Here is a 12,217-nt window from a genome sequence, read left to right as displayed (position 1 = left end):
CACTAAAGGGGGAATATTTGAATGAAGAAGAGACTTGCGTTTGTAACGACAATTATCTTGATGATTGCCCTTTTGGCAACCGCTTGCAACAATAGCGGAAAAAAAGAGCAGAGCAATGGAGACAACAAAAGCTCTGAAGAAAAAACGAAAATTTCAATATGGCATAACTTCGCGGGTGACGACCTTCGTGCCAAAGCGGTTAGAGACCTGATCGACAAGTATAAAGAGGAGCATCCAGACGTTGAGGTAGACGCGCAAGCGATCCCGGTTGACGGTTATCGTCAACGCCTAAGCACGGTGGCTGCGGCAAATGAAATGCCAGACGTATTTTTCGTATATGCGGGCAGCCAATCCCAAGAGTTCTATGATGCCGGTAAGCTTCAACCGATTACAGAGTTGATGGATAAATACCCAGAATGGAAGAACAGTTTCTTGGCAGGTGCATTCGACCGCTATGAGTTTGAAAAAGGACAAATTTTCACAGCGCCGCTCGGTATGTCAGCAACTTCGTTCATGTATTATAACAAAGATCTTTTCGAGAAGCATAGTGTAAAAGTGCCGACGACTTGGGAAGAGATGATGACTGCAATTAAAACGTTCAACGACAACGGCATTACGCCGATTGCCCTCGGCAATAAAGCGCCATGGGTTGCACAATCGACGATTATCGGTTCGTTGGCTGACCGCGTGACGGGCACGGAATGGTTCTTGAAAGCTGCAGCTCAAGATGGAGCATCTTTTACAGATCCTGTGTTCATTGACGCTTTGGGCAAGTACAAAGAGCTCGTTGACAATAAAGCGTTTCAAGATGGCGCAAACAGCATCGACAACACGCAAGCAGAGCAATACTTCATTCAAGGTAAGGCAGCTATGATGATTAACGGCGCATGGTCGCTTACGAATCTTGCAGCATCTGCAACTCCTGAGCAGTTGGCACCTATCGAAGTCACAACAATGCCTGGCATAGAAGGTGGAGCAGGCAAACCGAATACGATTTCCGGTGGCGCAGGCGCAGGCTTCGCGCTTAACAAAAATACAAAAGGCGCACAGAAGCAGGCAGCGCTTGATCTGATCTACGCAGTAAGCGGACCAGATGGCCAAAAGGCGATCGCAGAAAGCAACTCAATGGTTATGTACAAAGTAGAACTGGATAAGTCGAAAGTAAGCCCGCTTTACTTCAAAGCTTATGAATTGGCTGTGAATTCTGAAATTACGCCGGTATATGACGCCTATTTATCTGCTGAAGCAGGCGAAGTGATCAACAACGGTCTTCAAGAGCTTATGATGGGCGGTAAGCCGGAGGATGTAGCTAAAAAACTGCAGGATGCGCAAGCGCGTTCGACTAAAAAGTAATCAGACAAAAGTACGTAAAGGAGGCTGTCGCCATGCCTGCATCATTGCGCAGCAGAAGCTTCGTCATCATGGCGCTGCTTCCTGCACTACTCATCTTTATCATCTTTGCGATCGTCCCGATTTTTTGGTCAGCTTACTACGGTTTCTTTGAGTGGAAGGGACTCGGTGCTGCTAAGCTTATCGGGTTGGATAATTATCGAATGATACTAGAGGATCCAGTATTCTGGAGAGCACTGAAAAACAACCTGATCCTTGTTGTCTCGGCAGTAATAGGTCAAGTATCGGTTGCATTGCTGCTGTCATTGTTCTTGCTCAAGAACACGATGTTCAATCGGTTGATGCGCTCCGCTGTATTTCTCCCGATGGTGCTGTCTACAGTCGTCGTCGGTCTCATCTGGGGCTATATTTATCACCCGCAAATCGGTTTGCTGAATCAATTATTGGAGACGCTGGGACTGGAATCTTGGCGCCGGCCTTGGCTAGACGACCCTAAAATCAATATGTTTGCCGTATCGATCCCGATTAACTGGGCGAATATCGGCCCGTATCTTATCATTTTTATCGCTGCACTCCAAAATATCTCTTCAGAAATTGAAGATGCTGCGAAGATCGACGGGGCGGTAGCCTGGAGAAAGCTGTTTTTCGTGACGCTCCCGATAATTTGGGGAACAGTTGTTGTAACCATCGTACTGTGCATATCTGGAAGTTTGAAGGCATTCGACCATGTTATCGTCATGACGCGCGGCGGTCCTGCACAATCGACAGAATTGCTCGCCACATATATGTACAATAACACCTTTACGGTATACCGTTACGGCTACGGCTCTGCGGTATCCACAATGATTATTCTGATTAGCGCCGTTCTCATTGGCCTAAATCATATCATCACGAAGAGACGCGGCTAATGGGCGGTCGGCTAATGTTAGCCCGGCCGATGAAGGAGTGAATCGCTATGCAAGCAATGATAGACGCTCGGTCGGAGAAGATGAGAGGCTCTCTGTGGCGTAAGCCGATTTCCGGAATTGCGAAAATCATCCTGTTATTTTATGCCATAATTACATTGTATCCGCTATACTGGTTAGGAATAAGTGCATTCAAGTCGAATCAGGAATTTTTCAATCGTCCCTATTCCTGGCCGCAGCATTGGCAGTTCGACAATATAACCCGGGCATGGGATCTCGGAAATATGGGCCGGGCGGTGCTCAACTCCACAATTGTTACCCTCTCAGCACTGCTGCTGACCATTGTGCTCGGCATGCTTGCAGCTTATGTGCTTGCCCGGTTCCCATTCAAGTTGAGTGGCGTTATAAAAGGATTGTTCTTGCTAGGCATGCTCATTCCAATTCATAGCACACTCGTTCCATTGTTTATTTTCATGAACAAGCTCGGGATGCTGAATACGTACTGGTCACTCATCCTACCGTATACGGCATTTGAATTACCAATTGCGATCTTCCTTGGAATGTCCTACATCGTATCCATTCCGAGAGAAGTAGAGGAAGCGGCGATGATCGACGGCAACGGCTGGTGGGGAATCTTCGGACGCATCATTTTCCCATTGTCCCTGCCGATCGTCGCTACGATTACAATTCTTGCATTTTTGAGGTTTTGGAATGATTTCTCCTTCGCGCTCGTCTTTATTAATTCTCAAGCGCTGAAGACGCTGCCCCTCAGTTTGTCGCTCTTCTCCGACGGATTCGGAACGGACTACAGCTTAACGATGGGCGCGATGTTTATTGCTGCAATACCAACCATTCTCATCTTTTTGATCTTCCAAGAGCAAATTATGAAAGGCATGGTAGCAGGCTCGGTCAAAGGTTAACACCCTTGATCGAGTTTTTGGTGTAATTTTATATATATTTCATTTTTGTGGAGGGATTGATAGTGAAGTTACATTTTATAGGAGAATTGAGCGAGCTTCAATCAGGGCTTCAGTTGCTGCTTGCCGAACTTAAGACAGAATGGTCGGAGGATGGAATTCCCGTTTTAATAGAACCGTCTTCAGGAGAACTGGAAGTGGGTTATGATGGTAAAAGCGCTTATATTCGTTATAGTGCTAAACATCAGTTCTTCCGCGGCTTGGGACTGTTGATTCAGAATATTAGTGGCGGAGAGCAATTTCAAATTACAGAGCAACAACAATTCGATGCAATCGGTCCGATGTTTGATTTATCGCGCAATGGAGTGCTAACCGTTGAAAGCTTCAAGTTTATGCTGCGCAAAATGGCGCTGATGGGCTTGAATAGCGTCATGCTCTATTTGGAAGACACTTACGAGATAGAAGGCGAGCCTTATTTCGGTTATATGCGCGGCCGCTACTCGGCGGCGGAGTTGAAGGAAATCGACGATTACGCCGATCAATTCGGCATTGAAGCGTTCCCGAGCATTCAGACACTGGCTCATTTGGAGGAGTTTCTGAAATGGGAGCCGGTAAAGGAATATAAAGATACAAAAGGCGCGTTGCTAGTTGGAGCGGAGAAGACCGATCGTCTGGTCGAAAATATGATTGTCAGCATTAGCGCGCCGTTCCGCAGCCGGAAAATCCACATCGGCATGGATGAAGCGGAAGAGCTTGGACGCGGTAAATTTTTGGATCGCAATGGACATATGAACCGTTTTGATATTATGACAGGCCATCTGGAGCGGGTGCTCGCAGTAACTCGACGCTTAGGGTTGAAACCGATGATGTGGAGCGATATGTTCCTGAAGCTGGCTTCAGCTAACGGTGAAGATTATTATGGCCATGAGACGCAAATATCAGAGGACATGTCGAGCCGCATTCCTAAGGACATAGATATGGTTTACTGGGACTATAACCATGTCGAGGAGAAGGACTACGAAACATTGATCGCCAAACACCGGCCGCTCGGTAATAATCTTATTTTTGCGGGTGCTGTGTGGGTATTCAATACGTTCGGCGTCAATTACGGGCTATCCTTGCCGGCGACTGATGCAGCGCTGACGGTATGTAAGAAGGAAGGCATCAGGGAAGTTTATGCGACGATGTGGGGTGATGACGGAATGGAGAGCAATCCGTACATCGCTTTGCTCGGCTTGCAGTTTTATGCGGAGCATGCTTATTCTTCGTCGACGCCGACTGACAAGGCGCTGGCCGAGCGCGTTCGGTTCTGCACCGGCATCGAGGCGGATGCTTACATGGGGCTGAAGTATTTGGACGAGACACCGGGAGCTGCACCAAATAATCAGAAGCAGAGCAATCCGTCTAAGTTTCTGTTGTATCAGGATGTACTGCTGGGGCTGTTCGACAAACAGATTGATGGGCTAGATATGGCGGCTCATTATGCATGGGCGGAAGGCGAAATTGCAAGCCGCAGAAAAGCTGAGGCAGAGCTAGATTACTTGTTTGAGGTGCCACAAAAGCTATGTGCGGTGTTGAAGCAGAAGAGCGAAATCGGTCTTGAGCTGAAGCGAGCTTATGACAGTGGAGACAAGGCAGTACTTAGGCGGATTGCAGAGGATGTTTTGCCCGAAATTTCGCTGGGTGTGCAAAATCTTCGCGCCGCACACCGGAAGCAATGGCTATCGATGTTCAAACCGTTTGGCTGGGAGGTGCTCGATATTCGTTACGGCGGCGTCGTAAGCCGGCTGGATACAGCGAGCATGAGACTGTTAGAATATGCGGACGGAAAGCTCGAACGGATCGAGGAGCTGGAGCAGGAACGATTGCTGTATAGCACGACGAACCGTTTCACCGACAAAGGTGCAGGCTGGTGCAGCTATTATTACCGCATGGCGTCGCCTAACGTCTTTTACCATGTGATCAATCCATTCTAGGTTGAAGAATTATAGAATAAGAAGATAGATAGAGGACAGCTGATCGTGGCTGTCCTATTTTTTTACGCTGAGGTAAGATCTATTCCTCTCTCCTGGAAGGAGAGGTTACAGGAATTTGATTGCAGTATTCTCGTATGGAATTGGTCAGTTGATAGGTAAGCAAGCCAATCTCCTCAGGAGATTGCTTATAGCGTTGAAGAGTCCATTCAATTAATATGCTATGCAAAATAGAGGCAAAGGAACGAAAGGCATAGACATATAGTTCATTCGTTGACGATTGCGGAGACATGAAATACTTCACATATTTATTTTGAATTAAATACTCTAGACTTCGATAAATGATTTGTCTAATTTTACGATCGGACAGTTGAATATTTAGAAATAGCGGGTATGTTGTGTATTCTTTCCACTTTTGAAAAAACGAAATAAATACAGCTTCTTCAGTCAACTCCTCTTCGCTAAGCTCGTTATCAAAGAAATTATATTGATGACATAAATACTCATATAAAATATCATCTTTATCTGGATAATTGCGATAAATCGTTTGTCTGGCCAAACCAGACTTTTTGGCAATCTCCGTAATTTTGATCTCAGAATAAGCTTTAGTTTCCATAAGATAGAGCAATGAGAGGGTAATCCATTCTTTTGATTTCACTTGTCCTTCGATGAAATTATCTATATGTAACACTTCCTTCATTCTGTCCATTTTCGTAAGCCATCTATTGCTATGAGGTGCAAACTATAATAATGTTACAATTGTAACATTTGCAGAACCGTATGCGCATCGGGAAAGTGATAAATTTTTTTGATATGGTATTGATAATGATATTCATTATTAGAATTGAAAATTAGGAGTGAGATTGTGAAAAAGTTTAAAGTATCACCAAAAATGCTTGCATCGGCCTTAATGATTATGATCTTAACGATATTAACAGCTTGTGGAAGCAATGCAGCTAATTCAGATGAAACTGCAAATGCGCCAACGCTGGAACCCACTGCGGCTACGGAAATAAGAAAGATTATCCATGCCATGGGAGAGACAGAGATTACTGGCACACCTAAAAGAGTTGTTGTATTAACGACACAAGGTACTGAGACATTATTAGAATTAGGAATCAAACCAATAGGAGCTGTTCAATCCTGGATTGGAGATCCTTGGTATGATCATATTAAAGATCAAATGGAGGGCGTAGAAATTTTAGGGGATGAGACGCAACCGAATCTCGAGCTGATCGCTAGCTTACAGCCGGATTTGATTCTAGGCACGAAGGTCAGACAAGAGGCGATTTACGAGCAATTAAAGGCAATTGCACCAACAGTAATGACTGAAAATCTTGGGGATAGCATGATTGAGAATTTCACTTTATACGCTAAAGCATTGAATTTAGAAGCAGAAGGTCAAAAGGTTCTTGCTGATTACGACAATTTGATTGCTGAGGCTTCTGCTAGACTTGGAGACAAAACGAAATTAGAAGTATCACTTGCTCGCTTCCAAGCAGGTAAAGCTAGAGTATACTACAAGCAAAATTTTGCTGGTATTGTTCTTGACCAGTTGGGATTTGCGAGAACAGAAGCTCAAAATAAAGAAGAATTCGCTGAAGAAATTACGAAGGAACAAATTAGTGTTCTAGATGGTGATGTATTGTTCTATTTTGCATCAGATCGTAGTGGTGAAACCGCTGCTTCTGATACGGCAAAAGAATGGCTCGCTGATCCTATAGCACAAAATATGAATATTAATAAAAATGGACAGAGCTATCAAGTAGATGAGGCGATCTGGAATTCAGCTGGTGGAATAATTGCTGCTAAACTATTAATTGCAGACATTGAAAAATACTTTGAAAATATTCAAATTTAAAATGGACTATTTCTTATAAAAAGAGGGGGAGGCAAGCAATGAACTCTCTTTTGTCGAGTGACAAAAGAAAAGCTTTAGGATTCGTTGCAGCAGTGTTTCTGCTTATCTTAGCAGCTGCTGCAAGTGTTTTGTTTGGATTGAAAAGCTTTGATTTTGCTACAGTGATTGGGTCGTATTCATCATTTACAGGCAGCGATGAGCAGCTTATTATCCGAACATCGAGAGTGCCTCGTGCATTAACTGCTGCTGTGATAGGCTGTAGCCTTGCAATCAGCGGGGTCCTGTTACAAGCAATGACAAGGAATCCGTTAGCCTCTCCTTCTATATTAGGAGTTAATGCAGGTGCTGCGTTGTCAATTGTGGCGATGCTATATTGGTACGGTGCTGTGTTTTCCTTTTCTCAGTTAATGTGGTTCGGGTTTATAGGAGCGGGAATAACAGCATGTCTTATCTACATAATTGCAATGATAGGTAAGGGAGGCATGACGCCATTAAAGCTGATATTAACAGGATCAGCTTTGGCGTCTTTTGCTTCTTCCTTGAATTCTTTATTTATGCTGATTAGTAATGAAACATTAGAAAATGCGCTGTATTGGTTAACAGGCTCTTTGTCCAATAGCAATATGAATCACACGCTACAAATGTTGCCGTATTTTTTCATTGCATGGGTGATTGCTCTCTTCATGTGCCGTTCTCTCAATATTATGGCGATGGGAGATGATGTGGCAACAGGGCTTGGACAACGTATGGCATGGATTAGAGTGGTAACGATATTGGTGGTGGTCATATTGGCGGGAGGAAGTGTTGCTCTAGCAGGTCCCATTAGTTTCGTTGGCATTATGATTCCACATATTTCACGTTGGATCATTGGAAATGATCATCGGTGGGTATTACCTTACAGTGCAGTCTTAGGTGCAACTTTTTTGCTGCTGGCTGATTTGTTATCCCGATTTTTGCTTGATTCCAAAGAAGTGCCTGTAGGTGTTACTACAGCCATATTAGGTGTCTTTTTTGTAGTGGTGCTCGTAAGGAGGAAGACACTTGGCCAGATCTAGTAAACGATTCATTTCCTTAAAAATTTCAGCTCTTGCTCTTCTCTTATTTGTTGCGCTTATACTAAGCATCGGGCTCGGAAGTTTACATGTGCCTGTATTAGATGTTATAAAAGCGTTGGTAAGGATGGGAGAGGCAAAATATCAGCTTATTCTATTTGAATTGCGTTTACCACGAATAACTGCCGCTATATTAGTAGGTGCAGCTATGGCTATTTCCGGTACAATTATGCAAGCGTTGGTAAGAAATCCACTGGCTTCTCCTGATTTGATGGGGACTACTTCTGGGGCTACAGCAGCGGTAGTTGCTTTCATAACGATTATGAATGGACAAATTAGTGTTGCATGGCTTCCATTGGCTGCATTGGTAGGAGGCTGTGCAGCTTCAGCCTTAACGTATATGCTTGCGTGGAAGGATGGAAGTTCACCACTGAGAATAGCAATGATCGGAGTATCGATTTCCGCCGCTTTTGGGGCATTAACGATTTATTTTACCATTGCTGGACCTACTTATTTGGTATCACAGGCTTTAGGCTGGATGGCAGGAACAGTATATGGTACCTCTTGGAATCATGTCATTGTATTGGCACCATGGGTAATCTTATGCGGGCTTATCGCATTATTTCAATCTAGAACGCTGAACATCTTAGAAGTTGGTGATCAGATTGCTACGGGTGTTGGAGTGAGTGTGGAGAGGAAGAGATTCCTGTTCATAGCCTTAAGCGTCATTCTAGCCAGTTCAGCTGTAGGAATTGCAGGGGGAATTAGTTTTGTAGGGTTAATGGCCCCTCATATCGCTCGTAAAATTGTAGCAAATAATAATGGTGTAGTCTTGGTTGCTTCGGCGATAATAGGCGCTTTATTGCTATTGTTGGCTGATCTTATAGGTAGAACCGTGTTTGTTCCAATGGATATACCAGCGGGGATATTTACAGCGATACTAGGGGCTCCATTCTTTGTATATTTAATGTACAGGCAGGGGAAACGAGGATAAAATAAGATTCTGTGAATGACATGCTTTTGCTTCATAGGCTTTTGGTGCCGGCTCTAAGGGAGTGGAAATGCCACTTTAGAGCCGAGTACGCACCACTACGCTGGGGCTCAGTCCTATACTTTAAGCCACTAAAACGTATTTTTATTTCGTCAATTTTAAACTTTCCCAATTAAATACGATTGTTTCTGATCACGTAAAAATAAAGGGAGCGTTTCGATAGAAGCTAATACTTCTAGCCATTGACCACCATTGAATGTTTCTCCTGTACGCGCATCGGTCCAGACTGCTCCATGTGGCAAGTAGACTTGGCGAGATGTCGCATGAGCTTTAACGATTGGAGCAACTAAAAGATCCGAGCCATACATATATTGTGAATTCAAATCCCATGTTTCATTATCTTCAGGAAACTCGTAGAACATCGTACGCATCACTGGCGCTCCTGTTATATGTGCTTGTTCCATAAGCTCGCGCGTGTAATTTCGCATCAATTCACGAATCATAATAAACTTCTTCATGATCGAATAATTCTCTTCCCCATAACTCCATATTTCATTAGAGGCTCCAGTGCCTTCCGTTACCTCTCCACCAGCTTTGTACAATGGCTCCCTTGGAAGACGATTACCATGGAGTCTCATCACGGGACAAAAGGCGCCGAATTGGAACCACCGAATAAGCAATTCTTGAAAATCTTTGTCATGAATATTTCCGCCATGAAATCCACCAATATCGGTTGTCCACCAAGGAATCCCCGATAACCCCATTTGTAAACCCGCTACAATTTGATTCCGGAAATCCTGATACGTAGAATGAATATCTCCAGACCAGATTAACGCTCCGAATCTCTGGCTTCCTGCCCAAGCGCACCTTACCAGATTTAAGACATCCCTTTGCCCGTTAGCTTGTTGACCTTCATAGAACCCTTTGGCAAATTCCCTAGGATATAAGTTCCCTTGTTGAAGGACGCTGCCGGCATAATAACGATAATTGTCATAGTCATAGGTGCTGAATTCCGGTTCCGCTTCATCTAGCCAAAACAGCTTAATGCCGTATTTCCCATAGTTCTCCTGGCACTTTTGCCAGACATATTCCCGGGCTTTAGGGTTTGTGGCATCAAAAAAGACATTGTTCCCTTGAAAGCTCATTTGTACATTTAAGCCGTGTTCCGTTTGAACCAGCAATCCTTTTCTGTACATTTCTTCGAAGTTTTCACTACGCCAATCCACTTGGGGCCATACAGAAACCATAACTTCCATTCCGTAAGAACGCAGCTCATCCACCATGGACTGGGGATCAGGAAACAAATATTCATCAAAGCGGAAATCTCCGCAGCGTGGCCAATGATAATAGTCAATTACAAACACATCGACCGGAATTTGAAGACGATGGTATTCCCGTGCAACATCAAGCACTTGCTCCTGGTTATAATACCGTAATTTGCATTGCCAAAAGCCCAGTCCGTATTCCGGCATCATCGGGGAACGACCTGTTACTGCGCTATATTGTTCTTCAATCATGGCTGGCGTATCACCGACCGTAATCCAGTAGTCCAATCTTTTCGTACTATCGGCCCGCCATTCGGTTGTGTTCTTTCCAAAGGAAACACTGCCTATGGCAGGGTTATGCCAAAAGAAACCGTAACCGAGACTGGACACGTAAAAGGGGATGGAGGCCTGAGAATTTCGGTGGGCAAGTTCGATATTACAGCCTTTTAGATCCAAAATATCTTGCTGATATTGCCCCATCCCATAGATCTTTTCCTCTGAGCTGGCTTCAAAGGTTGCCTTTAAACGAAAGTCGCCACCAATATGGGGTTTGAAATGGCGAGCTTTACGAATCAAAGCACCACCGCCGTCGATTTCTTTTAAAATGACTTCTTGTTTGTCATTGAAGAAAGTGATAACCGCCGCACTATTCCAACCTCTCGAATCAATAACGGCAGAAATATTTCCATTCACTATCTGAGCAATTTCCTCACCCACCGTGATCGTAGCCTTTGTGGATTGGGGAAGCAATGCGCTGCTTGTAAGGTCCAGCGGTCCGCTCGGTACGGAGATCACCCTTAGGCTATTTACTCCCCATCCCATGATCCGAAGGGTTTCTCCTCCGTTACGATATTCCAAATAGTTCTCGCCTATCGAAAAAAATGACATGATGTTCTAGTCCTCCTAACGATCGAATTAAGATCATTGTAGTTTTTATTTGGGAAGGGGACGTTTACATTCATGTCAATTTTCATTAATATCATGTCATTTTTCGAAATTGGCTCGGCGTCATGTCCGTTGTCTTTTTAAAAGCGATGGCGAAATGGTTGCCGCTGTCAAAGCCCACCTCCATAGCGATATCTATAATCGATAAATGGGTTCGCTTTAACAAATCCATGGCGCGATTTATACGATGCCGATTTAAGTAATGAATGGGTGTTGAGCGAAAGGATTGTTTAAAAAAACGGCAAAATTGTTCTTTACTTAAGGAAACTACGTTAGCTAGATCGTTTAAGCTAAGCGAATTCTGATAGTTGTCCTCGATAAAGGTAATGATTTTCTTCTTTCGTACCTCGTTCAGATAATCCGTAGCGGACTTTACATTGTGGATCTCCTCTTTTTGAAGAAGATGAAATAGAATCTGGCACAGATACCCTTTTAATAAAAGCTCCCTATAAGGTTGATCCCCCAGATAGCATCGCTCGAACTCACTCAACAACTGCTTGACGATCTCACCATTTCGGTCGCTGTGAGTTATGACATAAGAGGAGATAAACGTATTTTCAAAAAATGGGTTCAATTGTGTTATTTGAATCCTATCCTCGATTTTACTGGAGATAAAATCCGAATGAAACACGATGGATGAAAAGCGGCATTTTTCCCCCTGATATTGATAGGCAACATGCAAGAGATTCGGTGGAATTAAAATTACCGTATTTTTCTTAGCAAAAATGGATCTCCCGTCAACCACCAGTTCCAATTCCCCATCGATCACATAAAGGATCTCCGCTTCTTCATGCCAATGATTATAAAAAATCAAGCCATTTTCGTAATATTCTACTTCTCTATAAAGCTGTAATTGGAAATCTTCGTTTCCATGCTGAACCTGTTCCTTAAATTCCTCACTGATTATCGGATGACCCCTCATGCGTTGCTACCTCCGATGACAATATTTGAATAGATT

Annotated in this window: 10 protein-coding genes; 7 read left to right on the top strand and 3 right to left on the bottom strand. The window is 43.9% G+C overall.

Annotated elements, in window-relative coordinates:
* Nucleotides 1-21: 21 nt before the first annotated feature.
* The 4 genes from ACFWMP_RS05345 to ACFWMP_RS05330 all read left to right on the top strand — a co-directional run bounded on the left by ACFWMP_RS05345 (nt 22) and on the right by ACFWMP_RS05330 (nt 5,148).
* Nucleotides 22-1,353, top strand: a complete 1,332-nt coding sequence (locus ACFWMP_RS05345) for an extracellular solute-binding protein (RefSeq protein WP_076283303.1) — start codon at nt 22-24, stop codon at nt 1,351-1,353.
* Between the two features lie 32 nt (nt 1,354-1,385).
* The gene (locus ACFWMP_RS05340; RefSeq protein WP_042186574.1) at nt 1,386-2,258 is read left to right on the top strand and encodes a carbohydrate ABC transporter permease; all 873 of its coding nucleotides are present in this window, start codon (nt 1,386-1,388) and stop codon (nt 2,256-2,258) included.
* A gap of 56 nt (nt 2,259-2,314) precedes the next feature.
* On the top strand, nt 2,315-3,175 hold the full coding sequence (locus ACFWMP_RS05335; protein WP_042193549.1) for a carbohydrate ABC transporter permease: 861 nt from the start codon (nt 2,315-2,317) through the stop codon (nt 3,173-3,175).
* Between the two features lie 62 nt (nt 3,176-3,237).
* Entirely contained in the window at nt 3,238-5,148 is a 1,911-nt protein-coding gene (locus ACFWMP_RS05330; protein WP_379422391.1) for a beta-N-acetylhexosaminidase, read from the top strand.
* A 79-nt stretch (nt 5,149-5,227) separates the two neighbouring features.
* Here ACFWMP_RS05330 and ACFWMP_RS05325 read toward each other — a convergent pair whose 3' ends face one another.
* Entirely contained in the window at nt 5,228-5,854 is a 627-nt protein-coding gene (locus tag ACFWMP_RS05325) for a TetR/AcrR family transcriptional regulator (protein WP_379422389.1), read from the bottom strand.
* A gap of 156 nt (nt 5,855-6,010) precedes the next feature.
* Between ACFWMP_RS05325 and ACFWMP_RS05320 the strand changes: the two genes are divergently transcribed.
* The 3 genes from ACFWMP_RS05320 to ACFWMP_RS05310 are packed head-to-tail and all read left to right on the top strand — an operon-like array spanning nt 6,011 to nt 9,052.
* On the top strand, nt 6,011-7,006 hold the full coding sequence (locus ACFWMP_RS05320) for an ABC transporter substrate-binding protein (protein ID WP_379422387.1): 996 nt from the start codon (nt 6,011-6,013) through the stop codon (nt 7,004-7,006).
* Between the two features lie 38 nt (nt 7,007-7,044).
* Nucleotides 7,045-8,061, top strand: coding sequence for a FecCD family ABC transporter permease (locus tag ACFWMP_RS05315; RefSeq protein WP_379422385.1), 1,017 nt, complete (start codon nt 7,045-7,047; stop codon nt 8,059-8,061).
* Nucleotides 8,048-9,052 (top strand): FecCD family ABC transporter permease, encoded by a 1,005-nt coding sequence (locus ACFWMP_RS05310; RefSeq protein WP_379422383.1) that lies wholly within the window; start codon nt 8,048-8,050, stop codon nt 9,050-9,052. The genes ACFWMP_RS05315 and ACFWMP_RS05310 overlap by 14 nt, the downstream gene beginning before the upstream one ends.
* Before the next feature lie 155 nt (nt 9,053-9,207).
* Here ACFWMP_RS05310 and ACFWMP_RS05305 read toward each other — a convergent pair whose 3' ends face one another.
* On the bottom strand, nt 9,208-11,202 hold the full coding sequence (locus tag ACFWMP_RS05305) for a glycoside hydrolase family 31 protein (protein WP_379422381.1): 1,995 nt from the start codon (nt 11,200-11,202) through the stop codon (nt 9,208-9,210).
* Nucleotides 11,203-11,293: 91 nt separating this feature from the next.
* On the bottom strand, nt 11,294-12,181 hold the full coding sequence (locus tag ACFWMP_RS05300; protein WP_379422379.1) for an AraC family transcriptional regulator: 888 nt from the start codon (nt 12,179-12,181) through the stop codon (nt 11,294-11,296).
* Between the last annotated feature and the right edge of the window lie 36 nt (nt 12,182-12,217).

It is taken from the genome of Paenibacillus sp. NPDC058367 (genome assembly GCF_042723305.1).
In the GTDB taxonomy this organism is placed as follows: Bacteria; Bacillota; Bacilli; order Paenibacillales; family Paenibacillaceae; genus Paenibacillus_AQ.
Note: the sequence above shows the minus strand (reverse complement) of the source record. Positions and strands in the feature narration are given on the sequence as shown.

Bases quoted from the DNA above. Each gene is read 5' to 3' on its own strand.
- ACFWMP_RS05315 (WP_379422385.1), top strand. From the start codon at position 7,045: ATGAACTCTCTTTTGTCGAGTGACAAAAGAAAAGCTTTAGGATTCGTT.
- ACFWMP_RS05300 (WP_379422379.1), bottom strand. From the start codon at position 12,181: ATGAGGGGTCATCCGATAATCAGTGAGGAATTTAAGGAACAGGTTCAG.
- ACFWMP_RS05325 (WP_379422389.1), bottom strand. From the start codon at position 5,854: ATGGACAGAATGAAGGAAGTGTTACATATAGATAATTTCATCGAAGGA.
- ACFWMP_RS05305 (WP_379422381.1), bottom strand. From the start codon at position 11,202: ATGTCATTTTTTTCGATAGGCGAGAACTATTTGGAATATCGTAACGGA.
- ACFWMP_RS05345 (WP_076283303.1), top strand. From the start codon at position 22: ATGAAGAAGAGACTTGCGTTTGTAACGACAATTATCTTGATGATTGCC.
- ACFWMP_RS05335 (WP_042193549.1), top strand. From the start codon at position 2,315: ATGATAGACGCTCGGTCGGAGAAGATGAGAGGCTCTCTGTGGCGTAAG.
- ACFWMP_RS05340 (WP_042186574.1), top strand. From the start codon at position 1,386: ATGCCTGCATCATTGCGCAGCAGAAGCTTCGTCATCATGGCGCTGCTT.